Genomic DNA, 26,402 nt, shown 5'->3' with positions numbered 1-26,402 from the left:
CTGAGAGCAATACAAAGGGGTGGGTGATCCTGGACTATTCCAGGATCACCCACCCCCTTGCGTTTAACCGCCTGATACCGGCAGTTATTGAGCGGCTAGTCTTCGGTGTCTACAAATTCCTCACGGAAAATCTGTTCACCGGCGAGAACCTCATCCAGGAGCTTCTCCTGAGCGGGTTCTAGATGCACCAGGTGCGTAAGAGTGTAGAGCAGACGCTCGTACTCTTCGCTCCAGGCGTCCGGCCATTCGCGCTGAACAATATCGTTGAGTGAGGAACTACGGCGCACTACCGGCTTCTTGAGGCGGTATTTAGCCCACAGTCCCAGCACCTGGTTGCCACCGACGGTGTAGTCGAAGACGCGTTTCTCCACGTTCTCACAGCGTGCCCGACCGAAGGAGACGGTGCCCATGACGGGGTTATTCTCTTCCTTGGAGAGGCTATCGACCGGGTCGGGGGAGAAGCTGGGCTTCTTCTCCGGCATGGTTTTGCCCATGTCTACCGTCGGATTCGGCAGGGTGTAGTCTGCGTCCTTAGGCAACTGGTGCAGATACTTTATACCCGGTAGCGGCTCACCACGCTCACCGTAGGTGTGCAGCCACACGACCTGCTTACCAAGCTGAACAGCGCGTTCCCAGAGTGCAGGGTCGGCGGTGAGGGGCACGCGGATACCCGCCTGTTGGAGGGGCTCGTCAAAGGTGCGCACGTAGCCGGGGTGTCCGGTGAGTGCCGCCAGGTAGTAGACGAGGTCGCCGGGGGCGTTATCTCCGAAACGCTCACGTAGCATCTGCGTGGCAGGTTCGGTGAGGTTGGGGGCACCGCCAGCAGTTAGTGCCGGATGCGCACGGCCACCACGATTATTGAAGGCGTGCATATCCGGGATAAGGGTACTAAAGTACAGTCCCGGGCCCGCCTTGGGGTAGTGTGCGTGCTGCTCCACAATAAAAATCTGCTCGGGAACGCGATGCTCCCATAGATCAGGAGAAGCACGATGGAGTAAGCGTGAATCGGCCAAGATATACTGCCGGTCAAAGGAGCGATACCCCACCTGCACAATATTCGGCGTATCAGGAATGAGCTCACGTGCAATCTGGTTGTTCAGGCTTTCGAGACTTCCCTGGAATGTATCGTTCCCAGGAAGCGGCTTTTTACCAACTGCTATACCCGTACTACTAGTTTCCTTAAAACGTTCAGCACGTACTTCCAAATCATTGCCTTCGATGAGCTCAGCCCAGCGTTCCTGTAGTACGCTCTCCGAGGGAGCATAAACCCAGGTCTTATTGGGCTTCACACCGGGGAAGCAGCTGGCATAGAAATCAGGCAATGCCGGGTAACTATCCCAATCACCACCCGCTTCGGGAGCGAACTTATCACCCCAGCCAGAGCGCACCGGCTCAAACTCGGCACCGTCCAGGTTGAGGGTAGCAAGAGCCTGCATTTTCTCCGCAAAGGTACCGTGTAGAGCCACGTAGCGAATATCCGCGGGGGTTTCCTCATCGGTATTTTCTTCACGCAAGAACAGGGCAATAGACACCGGAGTCTCAATAGCAAAGACAGCATTCTTTGCCGGCGGACGCTTACCCTCAGGGGTCACATTAATAACCCATCCGCGGCTAGAAGAGCGGCGAATATACTCACGCATTCCCGCGAAGCCAGGTCCATTCAGATAGCCGTCTGCGGTAATAAAGCAGACCACACCCGCATTCTGAGCACTATCGAGCTGGTCCTCCAGAGCACGGAAAGAATCCTCAAAAACCTTCCAGAAAGCCCAGCGCCAGAAATAGACGTACAGGTTCTTCAGCACATACTCGTACCTACCCATACCCGGTGCACGGAAGTCATCCAGAATCGGGGAGGCAACATCGGCAGAGCGGAAACCCGACTCCACCCAGCCACCCATACCCTCGGCCTTATCCTTATACGGCGGATTACCAATGCACACCTGAATAGGCACCTCACGCTTCACCCTAGTTGCCTTATTCGACAACTGAGAAAGCAGACGCAGAGTATTACCGTTCACCGGCTTCTGCTTAGCGTAGGGGTCGCTCAGAGTATCCGCCACATAGAGGTTCAGACCGTCCTCGGGAATATCAGCCCCCAGCTCCTTAAGGGTCTGGTTCAGGCGAAGCTCAGCCACGGAGAAAGGACCGGACTGCAGCTCAAAGCCGTACAGGTTCTTCGCCAGACGATTCAGAGCACGAGTACGCGCAGCGGGAGCGAGGCTCTCCGTCTTCGCCACCTTGTGCATAACCGACAGAGGATAGGTGCCGGTACCCATCGCCGGGTCAATCACAGACACACCCTCGCTCGCCAGACCGTGCTCCTTGCCCAGGTAGGTGCGTAGAGCATCGTCTACCAGGCGCACCATCTGATCCACCACCTCAACGGGGGTGTAGTAGCTACCGGTCTTCTTGCGCTGCTCGGGGTTATAGACCTTCAGGAAGTGCTCGTAGAGGTGAAGATACACATCCGACTTGCCGCCAGAAATGTATTTCCAGGAGGCTGCACCCATGACACGCACAATCACAGCCAGAGCGTTATACAGGGAGCTTTTCTCATCCAGATGCTCGGTCAGCAGACCCAGCGCATTACCCAGCAGACCGTGCTGAGAACGCAAACGACCCGCCATGGTCGAGAACGTCTCAAGGCTCAGGTCGTGACCCTCTGAGAGAGCAACCACCAGTGAGAAAACCACCGTCTGCGCAAAACTATCGGCAAACTCTTCATTACTGGTACTCGGGGCGAGAGTATCACGCCAATCCTTACGCAGACCCACCAGCGGGGGAGGAATCACAAAATCTTCCTCACCCTTCTTCTTAGCCTTTGTCTGATCCGCTTTATATGTCTTTTCCTGTACGGCAAGACCTATAAGCATCTCTTCACGCAGCAAAGCCGCAAGGGGAGCGAGAGTTTCTACCAGCTGATCGGCACTCGTAATCGGGGAGGGAGCCCAACGCAGAAAGTTAAGGAAGAACGCCGCGAGAGCATCCGGTGCGCTCAGCGTGCCATGGCCGCTAAAAGAACCATGCATATGCACTGCATCGTACCCGGTGCTCGTCAGCACCGGTTCGCCATAACGGTATAGGCGCCACTCGGTGCCATTGGTGTACAAAAGGTTCGGAAGGTTCCGCAGCCGCTGCCACTGCTTATACTCGTGGCTCTTCTTAGTGAAAGAAGCGGGGTCAATGTTCTTACCCGGAGCCTTCAGCTCCACGTAACCGGTTAAAACACCATCGACCATGATGGCGTAATCAGGGCGCACCAGACCCTCAGAAACTAGACCCCCCCCGCTGTTTTCAGCGAGGTTTCACGGACGGTCACAACCTTCATCGAATGCAAAGCGCCAAAGTCCTGCAACAGGGTAGCGACCGGGTTCGTCAGCTGAGCCTCCGGTTCACCATCCCCAACGCGCAGATTCTCCCGCACCTGCCTGCCGAACTCGGCAATCAGTGAGTTGAAATCAGTCACAATACTCTTTCCTCTGCCCCATAATTCGTGGGCACTAAGGTGTTTCGGCCCGCAGAGGAGTTCCGCGGACTCCACTCCAGTCTAACCAAAAATGAGTAGCCCCAATCGCTCAGTGGTCATTGCTCCATCCGGGCCCCGCATTATCACGCCCGCGGGGTAATGCACCACAGCCGATATGCAGACTCCGCTAAAATAGAAAAGGACTTTTTCCGTACCCTAGTTCGCCGCAAAGCGCGAACAGCACAGACTGACCCAAACCCGAGGAGAACCACCCCGTGAGCAGCGGCACCCCCACCCCCACCGGCGCAATCAACCGCCGCGGCCCCTTCCGCCCCGGCGAGCGCGTCCAGATCACTGATGAACGCGGCCGCATCACCACCATCACCCTCGCCGAAGGCGGCGAATACCACTCCCACAAGGGCTTCCTCAAGCATGACGACCTCATCGGCGCACCCGAAGGCACCGTCATCGCCAACACTCACGGCATCCTCTACCAGGCGCTGCGCCCCCTCTACAAGGACTTCGTGCTCTCCATGCCGCGCGGCGCAGCCGTCGTCTACCCCAAGGACGCCGCGCAGATCATCGTCAAGGCAGATATCTTCCCCGGCGCACGCGTCGTCGAGGCAGGCGTCGGCTCTGGTGCACTGTCCATCGCCCTGCTGCGCGCAGTCGGCGACTACGGTTGCGTGCACTCCTTCGAACGTCGTGAAGAGTTCGCGGACGTCGCCCGCGGCAACATTGAGACCATGTTCGGTGGACCGCACCCGGCGTGGAAGCTGAGCATCGGCGACCTGCAGGACACCCTGCCGCAGGTTGAAGAGCCCGGCAGCGTCGACCGCGTCGTACTCGACATGCTCGCACCCTGGGAGTGCCTGGACGCTGTGGCGGAGGCGCTCGCACCCGGCGGCGTGCTCATCTGCTACGTTGCGACCGTAACCCAGATGTCCCGCCTGGTTGAGGGCATGCGCCTGGACGGCCGCTTCACCGAACCCGAATGTGACGAAACCATTGTTCGCGGCTGGCACGTGGAGGGCCTGGCAGTCCGCCCCGACCACCGCATGGTTGCACACACCGCATTCCTGGTTGTGGCTCGTCGCCTCGCTGACGGTGCGGTGCGCCTGGCTCCGAAGCGTCGCGCGTCCAAGACTGACTTCTCTGAAGAGGATATGAACGCGTGGATTCCCATGAACGTGGGTGAGCGTGAGGTGACCGATAAGAAGATTCGCCGCGCAGCCCGCGATGCGAAGAACCTTGCCGCTCACGCCGCACGCGCGAACGAGATTGCGCTGGAACAGAACGGCTTGGAGACTGAGCAGAACGAAGCATCTGAGTCTGCCGAATAATTGATGAATCATTAACCTGCGGGGGCACGGGCGTTACCTGGAGCCCCCGCAGTGCACTCACCAGGCTACTCCTTGCGCCCAACGACCCGCACCGAGTAGCCACCGATTAGGACGAACAGCTAAAGGAGCTACCGTGTCCACCCACGAATCTGCAGATCAGGCAGGAACCCCCCAACACGGCACCGCCCACAGTGCAGCCAGCGCGGCACCGCACTACTCGGCTGCTTTCGGGTCGACCTCCCTGCCCGGCAGTCAGCCCGTCAGCGCGCAGGAGTATGACGCCGTGCTGCGTCGACTCTCCGCGGCGGAGGCAACCCGCGACAATATGAGCCGACAGATTCGTGGTGCGGGGGAGAAGAACCGCAAGCTCGTTGAGGCAATCACCAGCATGCGCTACCAGGTGGAGCGTCTGCGCGCCTCCCTGTCGCAGAACGTTATGCCGCCGCTGAATTCGGCGATTGTGTTGGCGGTGCATGAGGGTCAGACCATGACCTACGAGCAGGTCGCTGACGATAAGACTCCCGCCGAGATTGACACCTACCTGGATGTTCAGGTGAGCGGCCGTATGATGCGTATTCCCGTATCCCCGCTCATTGACTTGTCCACACTGACTCCCGGCATGACCGTGCTGCTCAACGACAAGACGGAAGCGGTGCTCGCCCTGGACACCGAACCCTTCGGTGACGTGGTGACCGTGCGCGAGGTGCTGGATGAGCAGCGCGTGCTGGTTGATACGTCCTCGGGTGCTCAGCAGGTGGCGCGTGTGGCTGGTTCCCTCGACATTGAGCAGCTGCGTACCGGTGACGCGGTCACCCTCGACACGCGCACCCGTATGCTGACCTCGCAGGTTCCCGCCTCCCGCTCGCAGGAGCTGGTGCTGGAAGAGATTCCTGACGTCACCTACGAGCAGATTGGTGGCCTGGGCGCGCAGATTGAGCAGATTCGCGACGCGGTGGAGCTGCCGTACCTGCACCCCGAGATTTTTGAGCGCTACCACCTGGCACCGCCCAAGGGCATTCTGCTGTACGGTCCTCCCGGTAACGGTAAGACCATGATTGCTAAGGCTGTGGCGAACTCCCTGGCGGCTCGTGCGGCTGCGCTGAACCCGGGTTCGGCTACTCGCGGCTACTTCTTGAACATTAAGGGCCCCGAGCTGCTCGATAAGTTCGTCGGTGAGACCGAGCGTCAGATCCGCGATATTTTCGTTGCCGCCCGTGAGAAGGCGGAGGCAGGCCACCCGGTCGTCGTGTTCTTTGACGAGATGGAGTCGCTGTTCCGTATGCGCGGTTCGGGTCGTTCCTCCGATATTGAGACGACCATCGTACCGCAGCTGCTTGCCGAAATTGACGGCGTGGAGTCGCTGCAGAACGTCATCGTCATTGGTGCGACCAACCGTGAAGATTTGATCGATGCCGCGGTGATGCGCCCGGGTCGACTCGACCTGAAGATCCGCATTAACCGCCCGGATGCCGCCGGTGCGGCAGAGATTTTCAGCCTGTACCTGACCGAAGACCTGCCCCTGGACGCTGCGGAGGTAGCAGCCGCCGGCTCGACCCGCGCCGCCCTGACCGCGATGATTGCGGCGGCGGCAGGTCAGCTGTACGCACGCACCCCCTCCACGGCGTACGCTGTGGCGACCGTGGATTCTTCCATGGTCGTTGGTTCTGGTGCGAGCGCGAACCTGTCCACTCACACGCTGTACCGCGGCGATTTCGCTTCGGGCGCGGTGATTCGCAATATTGTGGACCGCGCGAAGAAGGCGGCGATTAAGGAGCAGTTGCAGGCGCTGACTGCCGGCGCTAACGCAGCGGGTGTGGGGATTGGCACCCGCCACCTGCTGGAGGCGGTACGCGCCGAGTTTGAGGATCAGGTGGACTTGCCGCCACTGCCCGATATTGAGGATGCGCTCACCGTTGCCGGTGTGCGTGGCCGCCTGGTGTCGGTGGAGCCGCCGCGCTAAACCGCGCCTCCGGCACCATGAGCCGGGCGGCGCTCAACGTGCTTATCCCGCATCAACCTCAATGACCGCAGGTCCAGAGCCTTTAGATGGTATAGAACTTTTCAGGAGAACCCCATGAACTCCACCCCCAGCTACGGCGTGCACCGCATTATGGGTGCCGAAACCGAGTACGGCGTCATCGCCCCCTCCGCGCCGGGCACCAACCCGACCGTGCTGTCCGCACTGGTGGTCAACACTTACGCTAAGTTGGCGTTCCGCCGCGGCGCCGCTTTCCGTGAGGAGCTGCAGCGCCGCGCCCTGGCGGATGAGCTGACCGCCGAGCAGGCCCGCCAGGCAGAGAACTACTCGACTGCTACCCCCGAGGGTCAGTGGCTGGGTGAGTCGGAGTCGCCGCTGCGTGATGCTTTCGGTCAGGTTCAGGACGCCTCCACCGCCCACTCGAGCCAGATGACGCACACCCGCACCGAGCTGACCAGCGAAGATATCGCCCTGGAGATTATGCGTGAGGCGGGCGTTCAGGCACCGGGTGAGCCCGCCGAGCCGCGTAGCGCCCTGGATGCGCTCGCCGGCGTGCACGGCCGCGGTGGTTTCCCGGAGCGTCTGGACTGGGACCGCGTGACCATGAACGCGATTCTACCCAATGGTGCGCGCCTGTATGTGGATCATGCGCATCCGGAGTATTCCTCGCCGGAGGTTCTAACCCCCGCCGATGCAGTGCTCTATGACGCTGCCGGTGACGCGCTGGCGTATGAGTCGTTGGTGGAGCTGGGTAACCACGCGCAGGATTTGCCGCAGGTGAAGCTGTACAAGAACAACACCGACTCGAAGGGCCAGTCGTACGGCGCCCATGAAAACTACCTGATTAGCCGTGATGTTCCGTTCGAGCAGGTTGCGGATGCGCTCCTGCCGTTCTTTGCGACCCGCGCGATTTTTACGGGTGCGGGCCGTGTGGGTATTGGTACGCACGGTGAGGTTCCGGGTTTTCAGATGAGTTCGCGTGCTGATTTCTTTGAGCGCACGATTGGTCTGGAAACCACGATTCGCCGCCCGATTGTGAATACGCGCGATGAACCGCATGCGGATGAGTCGAAGTACCGCCGCCTGCACGTGATTCCGGCGGACGCAAACATGTCGCACTATTCGAACCTGTTGAAGTTTGGTACGGCGGCGCTGGTGATGAACCTGATTGAGTCGCACGGTGAGCAGACTCCGGTGCTGCCGGGTGTGCGCCTGTCTGATCCGGTGGCGGCGATGCACGCGGTCAGCCACGACCTGTCACTATCGGTTCAGCTGCCGTTGGCGCCGTCTTCGGCGGCCCTGCCAAATCCGGTGTCCACGAGTGGTTCTGCAAGTGCCCTGCAGATTCAGCGCGCCTACTATGAGGCCTCCCGTGCGCACGAGGAATCGAACCCGGCGGGTGTGGATGCTGCGACCGCGCAGATTCTCGATCTGTGGGGCGAAGTGCTGGACGCCCTGGAAACTAACCCGCTCTCGCTGGCGGATCGTCTGGATTGGGTGGCGAAGTATGCGCTGGTGCGCGGTTATGTCGCCCAGGGCGTAGATTATGCGAATCCGAAGTTAAAGGCTTTGGATTTGCAGTACGCTGATATTGACCCGTCAAAGAGTCTGTATCACCGTCTGGTGGCCCGTGGCCGTATACGTACGCTGTTCTCTGCGGAGCAGATCGAGCGTGCGACCACTGAGCCGCCGCGTGAGACGCGGGCGTTTTTGCGTGGTACTTTGATGGCGCGTTGGCCGGAGGAGATTCTGGGTATTAACTGGGATACGGTGTCTTGCCGTGGCAGGTATTCGAAGGATCTTACTCGTTTTACGATGATGGAACCGACCCGGTACGGTGCCGCCGCGGTGGAACCGCTGCTGGATGAGGTAAACCATTCGGATGAGCTGCTGAACCGGCTGCGCTAGTAGCATCCCCTAAACCCACATGAACTCATATTCTTCCCCGGGGCGAATACCCCCATTTGGAAGAGTGAAAACCACATAACCCACAGGTAGGGTGCATGAAGGTTCGGGTACTAAAAAAACCCTTACACCCCGCACCCGACACCACTAAAAACTTATTTGTCCACAACCGAAAACCCCTTGAGGAGAGAACCATGAGCCGCGAACGCATCAGCGCACAGCAGACCGAAACCACCGCAGCCGAGCAGGAGCAGGAACTGACCCTCGCCGCCTCCCACGTTGTCTCTGACGTGAGCGAGGTCGACGACCTGCTCGACGAAATTGACGGCCTGCTCGCTGAGAATGCTGAAGACTTCGTCACCGGCTTCGTCCAGAAGGGTGGCGAGTAACCGGCGCACCTGCACGCCGGGTCAGCATCATGGAACACCGTATTTTCGGCATTGAAAGCGAATTCGGGCTCAGCTACGTCCCGCATGGGCTCGGTCGGCTGAGCATCGAAGAATCCGCCGCTGCCCTTTTCAAGCCCGTCCTGGATCAGTGGCGCTCAACGAACGTTTTCCTACCCAACGGCGGTAGGCTCTACCTTGACGTGGGTTCGCACCCCGAGTACGCCTCCGCCGAATGCGGTAGCATTGACGAGCTACTCGCGCAGGAACGCGCCGGTGAGCTGCTTTTCGCTGATCTGGCGCGTACCGCCCGCAAGCGACTGCTCGCAGGCTCGGAGGGCCGTCCCCTTGACGGTGAACTGTACCTGTTCAAGAACAACGTGGATTCGGCGGGCAACTCCTACGGCAGCCATGAGAACTACCTGATTAGCCGCAAACTGCAGTTCAACGACCTGATTAAGCAGCTCGTGCCCTTCCTGGTGACCCGCCAGATTCTGGTCGGTGCCGGTAAGACCCACCCGAACGGCGGCCCGGTGCCCGGTTCGACCGACCCGGCGTCCAGCACGGGTGTGCCCTCGTACTCGTTCTCGCAGCGTGCCGACCATATTTGGGAGGCGGCATCCACCTCCACCTCGCGCGCTCGCCCGCTCATTAACACGCGCGACGAGCCGCACGCGGACGCTTCGAAGTTCCGCCGCATGCACGTCATTAATGGTGACTCGAACATGGCGGAGCCGACGACCCTGCTGAAGATTGCCAGCACTGACCTGGTGCTGCGCATGCTGGAGGATCGCTTCCCGGTGACGAGCCTGGATATTGTGTCTGTTCCGGCGGCTCTGCGCGCTATCAGCCACGATCTAACTGGCACCGCGACCTTCGAAACCACCGACGGTAAGTACTACACGGCGTTGAGCGTTCAGCGTCACTACTTGGACGCCGCCCGTCAGTATGTGGAACAGTACGGCGTGCACCACCACCATACGGAATACGCCCTGGACCTGTGGCAGCGCACCCTGGATGCTATCGAGTCCGGCGACTACAGCAGCATTGATACTGAGATTGACTGGGCGATTAAGAAGAAGCTTCTGGATGCGTACATTGCCCGTGCCCGCGCGGCCGGTCAGCCTGCCGATTATGCGAGTGCCCGCATCCGTCAGCTGGACTTGGCGTACCACGACATTGACCCGGAGCGTAGTGTCTTCCATGCGCTGGTTCGTCGCGGTGCGGTCAAGCGCATCCTGCCCGAGGGCGTTGCGGAGGCGGCTAAGACTCAGCCGCCGAACACTCGCGCGACCCAGCGTTCGCGTTTCATTAACGCGGCGGTTGCGGCGGGGGAGCAGTTCACCGTGGATTGGGTGCATCTGAAGCTCAACGCCTACCCGCAGCACACGCTGGTGTGTAAGGACCCGTTCGCTACCGGCAGCGAGGAGCTGGAGGAGGTGCTGAGCCTGCTGGCGTCTAAGGAGCGTCAGCATCAGGAGGCGGCATTCCCGCCGCCCTGCTAAACAGCGCCGCTAAAGCCCCGGGCTCGCCACACCACGGCACGGTGTGTTCCCGCCCAAAGTTCCCAGCGCACCCCGCGCCGCGACACAGCCTGAACACAGCTACGTGCCGTAGCATAAAACAGCTAAACCTATACCTGTAAACTGTTCTGTGGCACACGGGCACTCATACGCCCCACTCTCACAGAAAACCCCAGAGGATAACACTATGACCAAACGCTCTAAGCTCACTATTTTCGGTGCCAGCACGGCAGCTCTCGCGCTCGCACTGTCTGCATGTGGTGCACAGTCTAATAATGGCGACCTGTCCAAGGTGCAGTACACCCTGAAGAATGCGACCGCTGAGCCTGAAGCGTCCTTCGCAACTCCCTTCGCCGCTTCTAGCCCCTCCGCGTACGTGATTGAGGAAGGTAACGGCGACTCCATCAACGATGGTGACTACGTGCTTGTTGAGGCTGCCGTATTCAACGGCACCGACGGCAAGCTCAACGGTTCCACTTACTCCAGCGAGCCGATTCTGCTACCGGTTAACGATCAGCTGAAGAAGGCTGCACCGCAGGTGTACGAAACCCTCAAGAAGATTAAGGTTGGCGGTTCCTTCTCGTACACCACCAACGTTCTGCAGCAGCGTAGCACCGCGGGCGTGACCACTACGACCGCTTCGCCCGGTACCGCAACTAACGTTGAGGTGTACACCGTGAAGACAAAGCTGCCCAAGTACGCAACCGGTAAGGCTGTTGAGGCTGACCCGTCGCTGCCGTCCTTCACGCTGGACGAGTCCACCGGCAAGGCTGACGTCAAGCTGCCTGACACCAAGCAGGAATACACTGAGCTCGTCTCGAAGAACCTCATTGAGGGCGAGGGCGCTGAAGTTAAGGAAACCGATACCGTCTACGTGCGCTACATTGGCGTAAAGTACTCTGATGGTAAGGTCTTTGACAGCAACTACGACGCTGCCACCCCGACGGGCATCTCCCTGCAGGGTGTTATCAAGGGCTGGACCCAGGGCCTGAAGGGCAAGAAGGTCGGTTCCCGCGTTGAGCTGATTATCCCGGCGGATCTGGCGTACGGTAACGACGCCGGCGGCTCCAAGCCTTCGGGTACCCTCGTGTTCGTGGTTGATATTCTGGGAGCGGAGGAGAACCCGCAGACCTTGCAGCGTGCTCAGGCAGCTTCTAGCGCGGCTGCTGCGCAGGCGAGCGCCTCGGCAACCGCTTCTGCGACCGCAACCCCGGCAGCTACCGCTTCGGCTACCGCACAGTAGCCCGGTACCCACGTTTTACGTCACATTTTTATACCGCGCTCGCCGCTTATATGGCTTAGGCGGCGGGCGCACCCACTATTTCGATGTATTTCGAACCAATCAAAGGAGACACCCATGTCTTTCGGTCAGCGTAACCTCGACCGCGAAAAGCCTGAAATCGATTTCCCCGAGGGCGACGCGCCCACCGAGCTGGTCATCACCGATCTGATCGAGGGTGCAGGCGCTGAGGTTGTTGCCGGCTCCCGCGTGCTCACCCACTACGTTGGTGTGGCATTCTCCACCGGTGAAGAGTTTGACGCGTCCTGGAACCGCGGCGAGCCGCTGCCGTTCCAGGTGGGCGTTGGCCAGGTTATCCGTGGCTGGGATGAGGGTCTGCTCGGCATGAAGGTCGGCGGCCGTCGTCGCCTGGAGATTCCCGCCGACATGGCGTACGGTGACCGCGGCGCAGGTTCGGTCATTAAACCCGGTGAGTCCCTGATTTTCGTGGTGGACCTGCTGGACGTCCGCTAAGGACTAGCCAGGTTCTCGCATAAGAGACATCTAGCCCGGTGCTTTCTCCCGATTGTGGGAGGGGCACCGGGCTTTTGCCTGCCCGACTTTATGTACCGGGTTTTGTGTACCGTGGTTTTGGGCGTCGGGCTATCAGCGCATCCGCGAGATTTTATACCCGCGTATTTCTCCCTCAGCCACCCCATACGCTACGTAAGTGCTGCGGAACACACAGGTTATGATGGAATCATGTCCACCGCAGCTCAGCTTTACATGACTCTTCACCGCCTCGCCACCGCCGCCGAGACACCCGACACCGCAACCCGAACCCAGGGCATCAGCCGCAACGAGCTACTGACCCTGCTCGGTATTAGCACACGCGCTAACGGCTCCCTCAACGAGGCCCAGGAACGCGCCTTTGAACGAGCCAAGCAGACCCTGCGTGATGCCGGCGCGCACATCACCCACGTGACCACGGATCTGGGGGAGCGCTACCGCCTCGAACCCAGCAACGCCGCAAAGCTGCCCGCCTGGAACCCCACTGCTGAGGAGTTCCGCCTCATCAACACCATCCTGCGAGGCTGGGAAGGCACCGAGCTACAGGATGATGCCTACCGCATCCTGCGTAAGATTGCGCTCACCAGCAAGAACCTCACTGACGAGGCACTCGCCGCAGCGAAGATCCAGGACCCGAAGACCGGCAAGCGTCAGCGCGCGAAGAACCTGCACACCTACCGTGAGCCCCTTCAGCGCATTTACTTTAGCGATAACCCCCACCTAAATGAACTGTTTACCGCCTATGCGGAGCGTAAGACGGTCACGTTCACCTATCAGACGGCTGCCGGTGCAACCCGTATACAGGAGAAGGTCAGTGTTGCCGGTATTGGTTACCGTTACGGCACCTGGTACTTCGTCGGGTACTACACCGAGAGTGCGGAACGTAAGGAGTACACATTCCGTGCTAGCCGTATTCAGAAGCTCACGATGCTCTCGCGTATCGATTCGATCCCCATCAACACGACGTTCAACGCTAAGAACTGGCTAGAAGACATCAGGGGATACGAAGAGTACCTGTCAGTCGTGGAGGTCAGCGCCGATTCCACACTTTCGGAGCCTTTCACCGTGCCCTCGTACGGCACGATTGATAGCGCTGTGGCGGCGACCAGCTACAGTTGCGTTATCGAGCCGCCCGAGGAATCCGAGGCTGCCTCTACCCGCCAGCGTGACAGCTACGCCGCCCAGCAGCAGCTGTTGCGCACCCTCACCGCCCTGCACAGCGGCGCAGTTGAAGACCCCGGCACCTGGACAGATATCAACCAGCGCAACCGTAACAACTCTCTCGACGACCTTGTGGATCTGCTCCTGGGTTTGCACCGTGCCGACCGCTGGGCGAGCGCCCACGATGAGGCGCCCATGCCGTTGAACCAGCTCAACACCCTCTACAGCGTAGACACCGACAAGAACCGTGCCCTCGGCAAAACTATTGCCGAGATTTTCGCGCAGGTAGACGCATCTCCTTTCAATACTGTTCCCTTCGAGTCTGACCCCAAGGACCCGGACGCGCTCAAGCCCACCTACATTAACCTGCTGCCAGATTTTGACGGCGCCACCCCAAACACGCTGCTGAACTACGCGAGCCTTACTGACACTGAGCTCGCCATTCTTGTCTTTACCCTCTCTGCCGCAGATATTCTGCACCCGGCGGATGCCCGTCTGGGCAGTATCCGGGCGGCGCTCGCCGCCGCATACCCGAACGCGCCCGTCTATGCTCAGCACCTGTGCTTCGCCCCGGAGGAGCCTTTGTTGCAGGAGGCGACTGCCGCTCTGAGTAGCGGCAACGCCGTGACCATTGGGTACGGTACCTCTGAGCGTGCCGCGGATCGTCTGGTGGACCCGTATGCGTTGGTGTTGCACCGCGACCACATGTATCTGCATGCGTGGTGCCGTACCGCTGAGGAACGCTACTATACCGCGCGCGGTGAAGAGGTCCCTGAGTATGCACCTGAGGCTTTTGCTAACGCAGCCACCGGTGAGGTTGCAGGCAACGAGGCGGGGGAGAAGCCCCCTACTTTCTGGCGTAACTTCCGCCTCACCCGTATCAACCATATTCACGAGGCGGGTGAGGGTCGTACCCACCCGGTCACCGGTGACACTGTCCCTCATTGGCACGCACAACAGCACAACACTCAGAGCAACCCCTTTGCTGAGTTGCGTATTCACCCGACCGAACATATTCCCAGCGGTGAGCCGCTCGGTACTCTCACCGCAACGTACATGCGCCGAAGCACCCACCACGTGAAGAAGGCTTCACGCACCCAATACGTGCGCATCCACTACTACAACAACGCCCACGGCGCTGGCGATAAGAACATCCTCGACACCGTCATCGCGCACCGAGGTGCCCTCGAACTCATCGGTCCGGCGCACCTGCGCGCGGCGTTGCTTGACCAGTTGCAAACACTTAAGGCGAGCAGCCGCAGCGGTGTGCCCGCAAGTGCGCCCACAGAAAAATAGCACTTCACCCACAAGCAAAAACGTCCCAAAACCCATCTAAGGCGCCAAAACATTAACCTAAAACTTGTATAATGGGCTCATGTCTTGGTGGTTCTGGATTTTGCTATGGGGCGCGCTCATCATCTGCTCGCTCCTCTATTTGGCATGGTTCACCTACAAAGCACTCACTCGCGGTTTCACGCTCCTTGACGAAACCGTAACCTGGGTCGAGTCAATCGAGGGACAATTCGACGCAGCGCAAGCGAACGCAAGCCGAAAACTCCCGCGAGACACCACCCTCGGGGTATTCACGCCCATCACCGAGGCATACAATAACTACGAACAAGGTAAGCAGACACGCAGGTCTGAGCGGATCAAGCGACGGGTCTCCCGACGAGATCGACTCGGCCAACCTCAAAACATCGGAGACCTGCTCTAACCAGAAAGGCACACCATGGGCCAGATTTTCAGCCACCCCGCGACCATCATCGTCGTTATCCTCCTTATCGTCCTGCTCTTCGGCGCACCCAAGCTGCCCGGCATGGCACGCAGCCTCGGCCAGTCCATGCGCATCTTCAAGACCGAAGTTGAGGGCCTGAAGAACGACTCCAAGAAGGACCCCCGCGAGAAGGACGGCGAAGAGGTCGTCACCGCTGAGGTAGTAGACAACGGCAAGACCGAAACTAAGTAACGGTCTCGCCCCCGACGCACCAAACCCGTGCCAGCCCACCGGCCGGCACGGGTTTTGCGGCACCACCCCATAAAACCCCACCAGCCCCCTCAGCCGAATCATACACGGCACCGATACCCAGAGGACACCACGTGGCAACACCCGACCAGGACGTGCGCAACCGCAAACTCAACCCTGAAGCGCGCATGGAACTCAAGGAACACCTACGCGAATTCCGCGACCGCCTCATCAAAGCGGCTATCGCAACCATCATCGCAGCCATCATCGGTACGGTCTTCCTCTACCAGCCTTTCATTGAAATGATCTCTGCGCCCCTGCAACAGATCAATTCAGAAACCGGCCGCAACGCAAACCTGAACTACGGTAGCGTCGCATCTCCTTTCGACCAGCTGCTTAAGGTCGGTATGTACATTGGCCTGGTCATCGCTTCTCCCGTCTGGCTCTACCAGGCACTGCGATTCCTGCTGCCGGCACTGCACACCAAGGAAAAGAAGTACCTCTTCGGCTTCCTCACCGCATCTATTTTCGCGTTTGCCTGCGGTGTCGCCATCTCCTACTTCACCCTCCCCGGCGTAGTCTACGCACTGCTGAAGTTCACCCCCGTCAACGAAAGTAACTACATTGACGCGGGCGTGTACATCTCCTTCATCCTGAAGTTTGTTGTGACGTTCTCCTGCGCCTTCATCATCCCGGTGATTCTGGTTGGCGTTAACATGCTCGGCCTCATCCGAGGCAAGACCATCCTGAAGTCCTGGCGTTGGGTCGTCGTCCTCGTCGCAGTGATTGCAGCGCTGACCGCACCCGGTAGCGACATCATGATGATGTTCGTACTCATGGCGCCGCTGCTGATTTTCTTCTTCGCAGCAATCGGCATCTGCATGATCAACGACAAGCACCGCGACCGCAAGCTTGTCAAGCTGGCTCAGGGTACGGATGAAGCAAGCCTAAACACCGCAACCAGCAGTGAAGACCTAGCTAAGATGGGTTACTTTGAGGAAGAGAAGACTTCCTAACTAAATAGAGTTTGCTTTGAGCAACGTCGCTGCAACGGGCGGGATACAGAGAACCTGTATCCCGCCCCTTTTCGCATGTTCCACAAAACCGCATCCCTCTCGCACGCCACCGATACGCTCGCTGTTCGCCCATACCGGATTAGTACCCGTGCAGGATGCTTTCTGGAGACTCGCGGCAGGCGAACCGTTACACTGGACATACTATGAGCAAGCACCACGCACAGCACACATCCGACGCACACACTTCTAACGCACAGACTCCGGCGCAGCACACCGACTACGCTGCCGCCTACACCGCATCCCGAGAGCGCGCCGCCTACGCAAAGACTGCCCTCGGCGCTTTTGAGGCGTCCCTAGATTTTCCGCTGGATGATTTTCAGCGTCAGGCGTGTGCCGCCGTGGAGGCGGACCGCTCCGTCCTCGTTGCCGCACCCACCGGTGCCGGTAAGACCATTGTGGGTGAATTCGGCATATACCTGGCGCTACGCCGCGGCATGAAAGCGTTCTATACGACCCCCATTAAGGCGCTGAGCAACCAGAAGTACCACGACTTTGTGCGCGCGTACGGTGAAGATTACGTGGGTCTGCTGACCGGCGATACGAGCATCAACACGGAAGCACCCGTGGTCGTGATGACCACCGAGGTCCTGCGCAACATGCTCTACGCCAACTCGACCACACTAACCGGCCTAGGCTACGTGGTGATGGATGAGGTGCACTACCTCGCGGACCGTTTCCGCGGCGCAGTATGGGAAGAGGCAATTATTCACCTTCCCGAGCATGTAAACGTTATCTCTCTATCGGCGACGGTGTCGAACGTTGAGGAGTTCGGCGCGTGGCTGGATACGGTACGCGGCGGCACGGACATTATTGTTTCTGAGCACCGTCCGGTGCCCCTGTGGCAGCACATGATGGTCGGTCACCGTGTGGTGGACCTGTTCGTACCCGAAGACAACTCCGCACAGGGCAAGACCCAGGAGCCGGAGGAGAAGCTCTCCCGCAAGCAGGCGAAGAAGGCACAGAAAGCTAAGCAGCGCGGAACAACCGTAGAGTCGGGCACCAACCCCCTGCTGGCCGGTCTGCGCCTAAACCCGCAGCTGAAAGCGCTACGCCCCGGCTTCCGTTCCGCACCGGGCCGTGGACGTTACGGTGGCAAGCGTGAACGTTTCCGTCACCGTCGTGAGGGCTGGCTGAATGAGACATTCAGCAGCGGCGCAAACCGTCGCGATGGCTTCAATAATAATCATTTCAGTAACGACCGGGACTTTGATGCGCGCGGTGAGCAGAAGCCCCTGCGCCCGCAGCGCATTACCCGCCCCGAGATGGTGCGCGCCCTCGACAAGCAGGGACTGCTACCGGCCATTTGCTTTATCTTCTCCCGTGCCGGTTGCGACGGCGCAGTCAGCCACTGCGTATCCGCCGATATTACACTGACCACCCCTGAACAGCAGCAGACCATCCGCGCCTACATCGCGGAAGCAACATCCCACCTAGACACCCGCGACCTGAACACCCTCGGCTACTACGAGTGGCGTGACGGCCTCATTCGCGGTATCGCCGCACACCACGCCGGCTTACTGCCACTGTTCAAGGAGGTTGTAGAAACCCTCTTCGCACAAGGCCTCATCAAGCTGGTCTTCGCCACCGAAACCCTCGCACTGGGCATCAACATGCCTGCACGCACCGTCATCCTGGAGAAGCTCACCAAATACAACGGCGAATCCCACGTGGACATCACCCCCGGTGAATACACCCAACTAACCGGACGCGCCGGCCGCCGCAGCATCGACATCGAAGGCCACGCGGTTGTCATGTGGCGCCCCGGCATGTCCCCGGAACACGTGGCAACCCTTGCCTCAACACGCACCTACCCGCTGAACTCCTCATTCCGCCCCACCTACAATATGGCGGCAAACCTCATCGCCTCCTACGGCGCCGAACGCACCCGCAAAATCCTGGAATCCTCCTTCGCACAGTTCCAGGCAGACAAATCGGTCGTGGGCGTCGCCTCCCGCGTACGCAAAAACGAAAACGCCCTCGAAGGCTACCGCGAAGCAATGGCATGCCACCTGGGCGACTTCACCGAATACGTCCAGCTCAGCCGCCACATCGCCGAACTGGAAAAGAAGGCATCCAAGAGCAACGAACGCCACGCACGCGCGCAGGCACACCACAGCATCCAGCAGCTATTGCCGGGCGACATCATCTACATTCCACATGGCCGCTCCCGCGGCTACGCAGTCGTCATCACCCGCTCCGATTCGCACGCCGACCCGCGCATCGGCATCGTTACCGAGGACGCGCACCAGCGCACCGCCTCAACTCGCGACTTCGAAGGCGCCATCGAACCGGTCTCACGCATCAAAATCCCCAAGCGCCTGAGCCTCAAAACCGCCAAGGAACGCCGTGATACCGCAAGCCGCATGCGCCAGGCACTCTACGACGGCCGCGCCCCTCGAGCGCTCGCGCAGCAGAACATCCCGACTCGTCAGAACAGCGTTGACGCACAACTGGAGGCTCTGCAGGCTCAGCTGCGTAACCACCCGTGCCACGGCTGCTCCGACCGCGCGAACCACATGCGTTGGGCTGAGCGCTGGCAGAAGCTCAACTCTGAAACGGAAGGGTTGCGCCGTCAGATTGCCCGCCGCACCAACACGATCGCGCAGGTCTTCAACCGCATTGCGCGCCTGCTGGAAAGCTACGGCTACGTCGAGCGCACCGCGGATAACGAATTATCGCTAACTACCGGCGGCCAGGCTCTGCGCCGCATCTACGGCGAGCGCGACCTGCTGACCGCTCTGTGCCTGGACGCGCACTTCCTCGATGGACTGGAACCCGCCGCCATCGCGGCAACCGTTGCCGCACTGACCTACCAGGGTAAGCGCGACGCGGTGGAATACCTGGCTCACTACCCGCACCCGTCCCTGCGCGCACCCATTGCGACGATTACGCAGCGCCTCGCCGACCTGAACGCAGCTGAGGAACAGTTCAAGGTCACCCCGACCCCGACATGCGACTTCGGTCTGGTCGAACCCATGTACGCCTGGGCGAACGGCGCGCACCTCGCAAAGGCAATCGAGGACACCGGCCTTGCCGCCGGCGACTTCGTGCGCTGGGCAAAGCAGGTACTGGACGCACTGGACCAGATCGCGCACATCCGCTCACTGGACCCGGTGATTCGCGCCCGCTGTGAAGAGGCGATTGAGGCGGTCCGCCGCGGTGTGGTCGCCCTGGACGTCTAACCCGCACCTCAGTGCTACACCGTACCCAACCGGTTCGGGCTACCACCCCCGCCACTGTGCATTGTTCTGCATCATCTAAGTTCCCCCTCATCTAAGGACGAACGAACTACCGTAGGTAGCGGGGGTGCTTCTATACTCAAATGAGATGCTCAGCTGAGCTACGCGGGCACAACTGAAGTACCCGCCCTCGTGTGCGCTTTCGGCGCGCCTCAACGGTGAAAGGATTCTAATGTCTACCCGTATTTTTGTAGATGGTAGCGTGTACAGCCCGGTCGACCCGTACGCAACCGCAATGCTAGTCGAAGACGGATTCGTCCGCTGGGTTGGTTCCGATTCAGGCGCACGTTCAATTGCTGACGAGTCAGCTACCATCACCGAACTTGACGGCGCCTTACTAACCCCCGCCTTCGCGCGCGCACTGGCACCGGTCACAGGCAAGGAAGCACCCGAAATCCTCGACTACCTGCAGGCATACCGCGCAGCCGGCTACCACACGCACACCCTACTCGCCGGCATGGAGGACGTCCCCGACCTCGTCTCCGCTCTCAGCTACTACAGCGCCGAACACGGCACACCCGACATCCGCTTCATCCTCAACGCCACCGGCATTGAGACCGACGAACTAATCAGTGCCATCAAGGCACTACGCCCCCTCACCGAAGGCGAACGCGCCGTCAAGGGCCTGCAGCTGGTCGGCATCTTTGTCGCACCCACCGAGGCCCCCGCAGCAGCGCAGGTAGCCGAAGACGCCGCACTCCTGCTCTCTATAGATGCATCCACCGGCTTCACCACCGCAGCCGATGCCGCACTCACCGTACGCAAAAACCACCCCTGGCTGTCCATACGCCTCGACGCAACAATCAGCACCCCGCAAGACCCCGTCACCGACGAATACCTCACCAAACTGGCAGAAGCACGCATCAACCTCGGTCTGAGCGTCTGCGAACCCGAAGAAGATGAAGCAGCCAGCGACACCGTCCAGGCACTCCTCGCACACGCTGGGGGAGAGGCGCGTGAGTCGGTAGCCTCCGTAGCACGCCGCGCAAACGCAGTTGGCACCTCCATTGCGCTCGGCTCTGACACTCAGCTCTACGCACCCGGCACCTGGTCCCTCATCCGCGAACTCGTCAACGACGAACATGGCATCTCCGCCCGCAGCGCTTTCGCCGCCCTCACCCGCGGCGTATACCGCCTCGCACACGAAGAAAACCCCTTCACCGGCCAGCTAACCCCCGACACCCCCGCATACGTAGCACAGTGGCGCGTCGAAGCCCTCATGGTCCAGGCGCCCGACTCCCGCGTAGCATCGTGGAGTACTGACCCTCGCGCTCGCATTCCGCTGCTTCCGGTGCTGGATGAGCATGTGGAACTGCCCGTCCTGGAATCTATTTACACTGAAGGTAAATAATTTTTAGCTTGTCAACACTTTTTAGGCGGTTTAGAGCAGTAGAGGCCCCCAATGGTTCAGTTGCTCAAATGTTTACCCGGTATAATGGATACCTAAACTGCCTGTTTTATATGCACCTGTGAGGGAGTAATATGCGCGTTCTAACTGTCATCCCAACGTATAACGAGAAGGAGAACCTGCCCATCGTGGTAGAGCGTCTTCGCAAGGCAGCACCCGAGGTGGATATTCTCGTGGTGGATGATAACAGCCCCGATGGTACCGGTCAGATTGCTGATGAGCTATCAGCTAAGGATTCCCAGATTCACGTTCTGCACCGCACCGTTAAGGACGGTCTGGGTGGCGCATACCTCGCTGGCTTCGATTGGGGCCTTGAAGCAGGCTACGACGTTCTGATTGAGATGGACGCTGACTGCTCGCACCAGCCTGAGCAGCTTCCTTCTCTGGTTCGTGCTGTGGAGGCAGGCGCTGACCTGGCTATTGGTTCGCGTTACGTTCCCGGCGGCAAGACCAAGAACTGGCCGGCTCACCGCCAGATTCTCTCTCGCGGCGCTAACCTGTACACCCGCCTGATTCTGGGTACCTCCATTAAGGACATCACCGCTGGTTTCCGTGCGTACCGTCGTGAGGCCCTGCAGCGTCTGAACCTTGAGGGTATCGACTCGAAGGGCTACGTATTCCAGGTTGATCTGGCGTGGCGTTCTGAGCAGGCTGGCCTGAACATTGTTGAGGTTCCGATTACTTTTGTTGAGCGTGAGATTGGCGCTTCGAAGATGGACGGCAACATTATCTTTGACTCTATGTCTAAGGTGACTCGCTGGGGCATGGCTAACCGCGTTCAGAAGCTGAAGAAGGCCCTGGGCAAGTAAGCCGGTAGCTTTTTGCGCAGATGCTTCTCGCGCCTAAGCTTTAAACGAAAGATAGAGGCGGATACGTAACGTATCCGCCTCTATCTTTTTACGCTTTGTGTAGCGCTCTTTCCTGGCTCATGTACCCACGGAGTCAGCGCTAAAACGGTAGAAGCCCGCTAAAGTGCGAGTTGCTCTTAGCGGGCTTCTACAGCGTTTCTACAGCATGTCTACGGTGCTTTTAGAGCGCGTAGTGCTTGCGGTAGTATTCCAAGCGGCCTTCCAGAGTCTTTTCCAGCTCTTCGATGCTACGACGTTCCATGAGCATATCCCAGTGGGTACGTGCGGGCTTCCCCTCTTCGGCGTCTGCGGTGGAGTCGCCGTTGACGAGGTAGGCTTCCTTACCGGACTTTGCGGTCCATACCGAGGGGATTTCTGCTTCTGCCGCGAAGGTCACGAAAACGCGGTCACCGTCTGCGGTACGGTATTCGACGCGCTGGCGGGGCGCGGGCTGTACGTTCGATTCGGTTTCCATCGACTGGGAACCCAGGCGCATACCGCGCAGGCTACGATCGCTCATTTTTCCTCCAGTGTCGTCGGGTGCGCTCTTTGGCGCTTTAGGCGTAACGTTGGGCGGGGGAGAGCTATTCCCTCGAACGTTTACAAAACATCTATTATATCGGTAATAGTCTCCACCTGCCCAGCGTGGTGGTGTTTATTCGGCGTGATTTTTGGTAATTCACGCCTTTTTATGCGTTAGATTTCGCGTTTAGCTGTTGATGCCGTAGCTTCCGGATGCCTGCGGTGCGCTCTTGGGTGCCGCCGCTGCAGGCTTCTTCGGTGCGCCTGCCAGGTCGGATGCGGGCAGGGTGCCAAATGCGTTGCCCAGACCGCGCAGTGCATCGCCGAGTTCGGTCGGGATGAACCAGAGCTTGTTGGCGTCACCTTCGGCGAGCTTGGGCAGGGTCTGCAGGTACTGGTAGGTGAGCAACTGCTGGCTGGGGTTGGATTCGTGGATTGCCGCGAAGACCTTCTGCACGGCTTCTGCTTCACCGTTTGCCCGCAGGATTGCGGACTGTGCGTCACCTTCTGCACGAAGGATCTGTGCCTGTTTTTCACCCTCTGCACGCAGGATGGCTGCGCGGGATTCGCCCTCTGCGGTCAGAATGTCGGACTGCTTCTGGCCTTCTGCGGTGAGGATTGCGGCGCGGCGGTCACGCTCTGCACGCATCTGCTTCTCCATGGAGTCCTGAATGGATGCCGGGGGCTGGATTTCCTTGATATCCACGCGGGAGACGCGCAGGCCCCAGCGTCCGGTGGTTGAGTCGAGTACCCCTCGCAGCTCCGCGTTGATCTGGTCGCGGGAGGTGAGGGTCTGCTCCAGGTTCAGGCCACCGACGACATTACGCAGAGTTGCGCTGGTCAGTTCATCCACGGCGCGAATGTAGTTGGTAATTTCGTAGGTCGCCGAGCGGGGGTCGGTGACCTGGAAGTACACGACGGTGTCGATGCCGACCACGAGGTTATCTTCGGTGATCACAGACTGCGAGGGGAAGGAAACGACCTGTTCACGCAGGTCAATCAGGGGCAGCACACGGTCAATCACGGGGATGACGATGTGCAGGCCGGGGTTGAGAACGGCGTGGAACTTACCCAGTCGTTCGACGATGCCGGCTCGTCCCTGCGGGATAACGCGCACGGTCTTTGCGAGCATCGTCAGTACAAAGAGAATGAGTAGGACTGTCAAAATAAGGCTGATAGGCATTGCTTCTCCTTATGGGTGAGTTATATGGTGTGTTTTTGTATCTGAACCTGCTTCTAGAGCCGGTATTCAGATGGGTCTTAAGCGTAGGGGAGAGGCTCTACGATTGCAGTAGCACCCTCGATGGCTCGCACCCTCGCGTGTGATCCTGCAACAAGCGTTCCGGAGGCGGTGCGCGCCGTCCAAGTGTCGCCCGATAGTACCACCAAGCCGGTTTCACTAGTCACGTCTTGAGTGACGCGCACCTCAGAACCAATGAGTGCTTCGGCATTAGTGACAGCTCCGGTGGCTGTTTTATTAAGTTTTTTCAGCAGCGGCGGGCGCAGACCAAGAACCAGAATCAGGCAGGTCACCACGAAAATAACGGTTCGAATCAACATGTTATCCACGAAGGGTGATATTGCTGCAGTGACGCCTGCACTAATTGCCAGCATGAGAAAGAACAGGTCGAGGCTGAGCATTTCTATAACGGCGAAAACGAGTGCGAGTGCGACCCAAAGTGTCCAGGGTGTCCCAAAAAGCCAATCCACGAGTTTTCTCCTTTGATGTACATCAACCGGCGTGGTTGACACTAAATCTGTACACGAGGCAAGAACACCTTCGTGATGCGGGGTATATCCATTATTCCAGGTGGATTGAGTACTGTCGACGGTTCTGGTGACCGGGTAAGGTTAATACATGAACTGTTAAGACTTTATTTAGATACGGGGAATCTTGGGTTCATTCTAGACCTCCCTAAAAAGCCGATAATATACATTATGTAAAGTAAACCTATTTTTCACTACCCCACCGGCTGCCCACGGATGGTTTATACGCTCTAGCTGGCACGGACCAAACCGGGGCTCCTGATAATGCAACTGTTGCGACTGCACTGTTCCATTCGGGATCCGCGCCCCTCGCATCTTTCTCTGCGCTCAGCCCACCTCAACTAGCCGTACGCTCACATGCTCCGAACCTCTGACTCCTCAGTACGTCCCGTTAAACGACAAACACCCGAGACAAGCTCACACCATTCAGTGCGCCCCATCTCGGGTGCCTATCATCAGCTACTAGGCTTCTTTATTCTGCATGCTTGGAGCTGAACTCTACCCAGGCATTGAGCACGCGCTCTGCTGCACCGGATGCAATAGATTCGCGTGCATCAGCCAAAGCCTGCGTGAAGCGGGCCTCAAAGCTTTCGCCGTTGGTCGGGCGGTACGCGACCAGGCCAGCGGCAGCGTTCATCATCACAGCATCGTGAATGGCACGCAGCGGGCTCTTCGGGGCCTCGCCCTCCCCCGCCAAAATTGCACGGAAAACGCCCGCGTTGTACTCGGCGTCGCCGCCACGCAACTGCTCCAGCGGTGCGTTCTGCAGACCATATTCGGTCGGATCAAAACGGTACTCGGTCAGTTCACCGTCTACGGCCTCCCACAGGCAGCTCGTGGTGGCGATGGTCAGCTCATCCAGGCCGTCATCACCACGGAAAATCAGGGCGTGATCTCCGCGCTCCGCGAAGACGTGAGCCATCTTCTCAGCCATGACCGGGTTAGCAACACCGATAGCTGAGGACTTCACGCGAGCCGGGTTCGTCATGGGACCCAGGTAGTTGAAAGCGGTCGGAATGCCCAGCAGGCGGCGAGTCGGGCCCACGTGGCGCATTGCCGGGTGGAAGGTCATCGCAAACAGGAACGTGATGCCGGTCTCGCGAGCGCATTCGGCGACTGCGGGAATGGGCATGTCGAGGCGGATTCCGAGGGCTTCGAGGACGTCTGCGGAGCCGGATTTGGAGGTGGATGCACGGTTGCCGTGCTTGACGACGGTGGCGCCGGTGCCTGCGATGACGAGGGCTGCCATGGTGGAGATGTTGACGGTGTTTTGCTGGTCGCCGCCGGTGCCGACGATGTCTACGGCGTGGGGGTCGATGTCGACGGTTTCGGCTTTGGCAATCATGCCGGCTGCGAGTGCGCCGAGTTCTTCGGGGGTTTCGCCTTTGGAGTGGAGGGCGGTGAGGAAGGATGCGAGGATCGGCTGTTCGGTTTGGCCGGTCATGATTTGGTCCATTGCCCAGGCGACTTCGGTGTCGGTGAGGTTTTGGTGTTTGACGAGCTGGTTGAGGATGTATTTCCAGGTGATTTCGTGCGTAGTCATGTGTTAAGTGTAAAACCCCCGCCGCGTATCTGCATGGTTGGTCGCAGTATGCGAGACGGGGGTTTGTTAGGCGTGTTGCGCTTTAGTGGCGCGGGTGGGTGCCTTCGGTTTAGTGGAAGGAGTCACCGCATGCGCAGGAGCCTGCTGCGTTGGGGTTGTCGATGGAGAAGCCCTGCTTTTCGATGGTGTCTTCGAAGTCGATGGTGGAGCCGTCGAGGTAGGGTGCGCTCATCTTGTCGACGATGACTTCTACACCGTCGAAGTTGCGGACTGCGTCGCCGTCGAGGACGCGCTCGTCGAAGTAGAGCTGGTAGATGAGGCCGGAGCAGCCGCCGGGCTGGACGGCGATGCGCAGGCGCAGGTCAGTGCGGCCTTCCTGTTCGAGCAGGGTGCGGACCTTAGTCTGTGCTACTTCGGTGAGGTTGACGCCGTGGGTCGGCAGTTCGGTGGTGGTTTCACTCATTGGTGTTGTCCTTTTGTTTGGT

21 protein-coding genes are annotated in these 26,402 nt (G+C 59.5%); 14 read left to right on the top strand and 7 right to left on the bottom strand.

Going from position 1 to position 26,402, the window contains the following annotated elements; all coding sequences use genetic code 11:
* Positions 1-95: 95 nt before the first annotated feature.
* Together QFX05_RS00300 and QFX05_RS00295 are read right to left on the bottom strand one after the other, a co-directional pair.
* A complete protein-coding gene (locus tag QFX05_RS00300; RefSeq protein ID WP_279739931.1) occupies positions 96-3,260 on the bottom strand; it encodes a type ISP restriction/modification enzyme in 3,165 nt (1,054 codons plus the stop codon).
* 14 nt (positions 3,261-3,274) lie between these two features.
* Positions 3,275-3,466, bottom strand: coding sequence for a hypothetical protein (locus tag QFX05_RS00295; protein WP_279739930.1), 192 nt, complete (start codon positions 3,464-3,466; stop codon positions 3,275-3,277).
* A 275-nt stretch (positions 3,467-3,741) separates the two neighbouring features.
* Between QFX05_RS00295 and QFX05_RS00290 the strand changes: the two genes are divergently transcribed.
* From QFX05_RS00290 to QFX05_RS00225, 14 genes are all read left to right on the top strand, one after another.
* Positions 3,742-4,809, top strand: coding sequence for a tRNA (adenine-N1)-methyltransferase (locus tag QFX05_RS00290; protein WP_279739928.1), 1,068 nt, complete (start codon positions 3,742-3,744; stop codon positions 4,807-4,809).
* Between the two features lie 133 nt (positions 4,810-4,942).
* Entirely contained in the window at positions 4,943-6,769 is a 1,827-nt protein-coding gene (gene arc, locus QFX05_RS00285) for a proteasome ATPase (protein ID WP_279739926.1), read from the top strand.
* Between the two features lie 114 nt (positions 6,770-6,883).
* Positions 6,884-8,695, top strand: a complete 1,812-nt coding sequence (gene dop / locus QFX05_RS00280) for a depupylase/deamidase Dop (RefSeq protein WP_279739924.1) — start codon at positions 6,884-6,886, stop codon at positions 8,693-8,695.
* Between the two features lie 191 nt (positions 8,696-8,886).
* Entirely contained in the window at positions 8,887-9,081 is a 195-nt protein-coding gene (locus tag QFX05_RS00275; RefSeq protein ID WP_005506016.1) for a ubiquitin-like protein Pup, read from the top strand.
* A 29-nt stretch (positions 9,082-9,110) separates the two neighbouring features.
* Positions 9,111-10,583, top strand: a complete 1,473-nt coding sequence (pafA, locus tag QFX05_RS00270) for a Pup--protein ligase (RefSeq protein WP_279739921.1) — start codon at positions 9,111-9,113, stop codon at positions 10,581-10,583.
* A 205-nt stretch (positions 10,584-10,788) separates the two neighbouring features.
* Complete coding sequence (locus QFX05_RS00265) at positions 10,789-11,844, top strand: FKBP-type peptidyl-prolyl cis-trans isomerase (protein ID WP_279739919.1); 1,056 nt, start codon at positions 10,789-10,791, stop codon at positions 11,842-11,844.
* Between the two features lie 114 nt (positions 11,845-11,958).
* The gene (locus QFX05_RS00260; protein WP_279739918.1) at positions 11,959-12,354 is read left to right on the top strand and encodes an FKBP-type peptidyl-prolyl cis-trans isomerase; all 396 of its coding nucleotides are present in this window, start codon (positions 11,959-11,961) and stop codon (positions 12,352-12,354) included.
* A 228-nt stretch (positions 12,355-12,582) separates the two neighbouring features.
* Positions 12,583-14,847, top strand: coding sequence for a helix-turn-helix transcriptional regulator (locus QFX05_RS00255; protein ID WP_279739917.1), 2,265 nt, complete (start codon positions 12,583-12,585; stop codon positions 14,845-14,847).
* 79 nt (positions 14,848-14,926) lie between these two features.
* Positions 14,927-15,265, top strand: a complete 339-nt coding sequence (locus QFX05_RS00250) for a hypothetical protein (RefSeq protein WP_044142748.1) — start codon at positions 14,927-14,929, stop codon at positions 15,263-15,265.
* Between the two features lie 15 nt (positions 15,266-15,280).
* Positions 15,281-15,517 (top strand): Sec-independent protein translocase subunit TatA, encoded by a 237-nt coding sequence (gene tatA, locus QFX05_RS00245; protein ID WP_070686784.1) that lies wholly within the window; start codon positions 15,281-15,283, stop codon positions 15,515-15,517.
* A 131-nt stretch (positions 15,518-15,648) separates the two neighbouring features.
* Positions 15,649-16,530 (top strand): twin-arginine translocase subunit TatC, encoded by an 882-nt coding sequence (gene tatC / locus QFX05_RS00240; protein ID WP_279739905.1) that lies wholly within the window; start codon positions 15,649-15,651, stop codon positions 16,528-16,530.
* Between the two features lie 203 nt (positions 16,531-16,733).
* Positions 16,734-19,772, top strand: a complete 3,039-nt coding sequence (locus tag QFX05_RS00235; RefSeq protein ID WP_279739902.1) for a DEAD/DEAH box helicase — start codon at positions 16,734-16,736, stop codon at positions 19,770-19,772.
* Between the two features lie 229 nt (positions 19,773-20,001).
* Positions 20,002-21,180 carry an amidohydrolase gene (locus QFX05_RS00230; RefSeq protein ID WP_279739899.1) on the top strand — a complete coding sequence of 393 codons (1,179 nt, stop codon included), beginning with the start codon at positions 20,002-20,004 and terminating at the stop codon, positions 21,178-21,180.
* A gap of 131 nt (positions 21,181-21,311) precedes the next feature.
* Entirely contained in the window at positions 21,312-22,046 is a 735-nt protein-coding gene (locus tag QFX05_RS00225) for a polyprenol monophosphomannose synthase (protein ID WP_279739897.1), read from the top strand.
* Between the two features lie 220 nt (positions 22,047-22,266).
* On the opposite strand, the gene QFX05_RS00220 is transcribed toward QFX05_RS00225, so the two are convergent.
* The 5 genes from QFX05_RS00220 to QFX05_RS00200 all read right to left on the bottom strand — a co-directional run bounded on the left by QFX05_RS00220 (position 22,267) and on the right by QFX05_RS00200 (position 26,380).
* A complete protein-coding gene (locus tag QFX05_RS00220; protein WP_279739894.1) occupies positions 22,267-22,605 on the bottom strand; it encodes an RNA polymerase-binding protein RbpA in 339 nt (112 codons plus the stop codon).
* 189 nt (positions 22,606-22,794) lie between these two features.
* The gene (locus tag QFX05_RS00215) at positions 22,795-23,790 is read right to left on the bottom strand and encodes an SPFH domain-containing protein (RefSeq protein ID WP_279739892.1); all 996 of its coding nucleotides are present in this window, start codon (positions 23,788-23,790) and stop codon (positions 22,795-22,797) included.
* 77 nt (positions 23,791-23,867) lie between these two features.
* Positions 23,868-24,317, bottom strand: a complete 450-nt coding sequence (locus tag QFX05_RS00210; RefSeq protein ID WP_279739890.1) for an NfeD family protein — start codon at positions 24,315-24,317, stop codon at positions 23,868-23,870.
* A 529-nt stretch (positions 24,318-24,846) separates the two neighbouring features.
* Positions 24,847-25,917, bottom strand: a complete 1,071-nt coding sequence (gene trpD / locus QFX05_RS00205) for an anthranilate phosphoribosyltransferase (RefSeq protein WP_279739888.1) — start codon at positions 25,915-25,917, stop codon at positions 24,847-24,849.
* 109 nt (positions 25,918-26,026) lie between these two features.
* On the bottom strand, positions 26,027-26,380 hold the full coding sequence (locus QFX05_RS00200) for a HesB/IscA family protein (RefSeq protein ID WP_005506039.1): 354 nt from the start codon (positions 26,378-26,380) through the stop codon (positions 26,027-26,029).
* Between the last annotated feature and the right edge of the window lie 22 nt (positions 26,381-26,402).

Source organism: Rothia similimucilaginosa, from assembly GCF_029850875.1.
Lineage (GTDB): Bacteria > Actinomycetota > Actinomycetes > Actinomycetales > Micrococcaceae > Rothia.
This window is presented reverse-complemented; position numbering and strand designations above follow the sequence as displayed.

Bases quoted from the DNA above. Each gene is read 5' to 3' on its own strand.
- dop (WP_279739924.1), top strand. From the start codon at position 6,884: ATGAACTCCACCCCCAGCTACGGCGTGCACCGCATTATGGGTGCCGAA.
- QFX05_RS00275 (WP_005506016.1), top strand. From the start codon at position 8,887: ATGAGCCGCGAACGCATCAGCGCACAGCAGACCGAAACCACCGCAGCC.
- pafA (WP_279739921.1), top strand. From the start codon at position 9,111: ATGGAACACCGTATTTTCGGCATTGAAAGCGAATTCGGGCTCAGCTAC.
- QFX05_RS00265 (WP_279739919.1), top strand. From the start codon at position 10,789: ATGACCAAACGCTCTAAGCTCACTATTTTCGGTGCCAGCACGGCAGCT.
- QFX05_RS00260 (WP_279739918.1), top strand. From the start codon at position 11,959: ATGTCTTTCGGTCAGCGTAACCTCGACCGCGAAAAGCCTGAAATCGAT.
- QFX05_RS00255 (WP_279739917.1), top strand. From the start codon at position 12,583: ATGTCCACCGCAGCTCAGCTTTACATGACTCTTCACCGCCTCGCCACC.
- QFX05_RS00250 (WP_044142748.1), top strand. From the start codon at position 14,927: ATGTCTTGGTGGTTCTGGATTTTGCTATGGGGCGCGCTCATCATCTGC.
- tatA (WP_070686784.1), top strand. From the start codon at position 15,281: ATGGGCCAGATTTTCAGCCACCCCGCGACCATCATCGTCGTTATCCTC.
- QFX05_RS00235 (WP_279739902.1), top strand. From the start codon at position 16,734: ATGAGCAAGCACCACGCACAGCACACATCCGACGCACACACTTCTAAC.
- QFX05_RS00230 (WP_279739899.1), top strand. From the start codon at position 20,002: ATGTCTACCCGTATTTTTGTAGATGGTAGCGTGTACAGCCCGGTCGAC.
- QFX05_RS00225 (WP_279739897.1), top strand. From the start codon at position 21,312: ATGCGCGTTCTAACTGTCATCCCAACGTATAACGAGAAGGAGAACCTG.
- QFX05_RS00220 (WP_279739894.1), bottom strand. From the start codon at position 22,605: ATGAGCGATCGTAGCCTGCGCGGTATGCGCCTGGGTTCCCAGTCGATG.
- QFX05_RS00215 (WP_279739892.1), bottom strand. From the start codon at position 23,790: ATGCCTATCAGCCTTATTTTGACAGTCCTACTCATTCTCTTTGTACTG.
- trpD (WP_279739888.1), bottom strand. From the start codon at position 25,917: ATGACTACGCACGAAATCACCTGGAAATACATCCTCAACCAGCTCGTC.
- QFX05_RS00200 (WP_005506039.1), bottom strand. From the start codon at position 26,380: ATGAGTGAAACCACCACCGAACTGCCGACCCACGGCGTCAACCTCACC.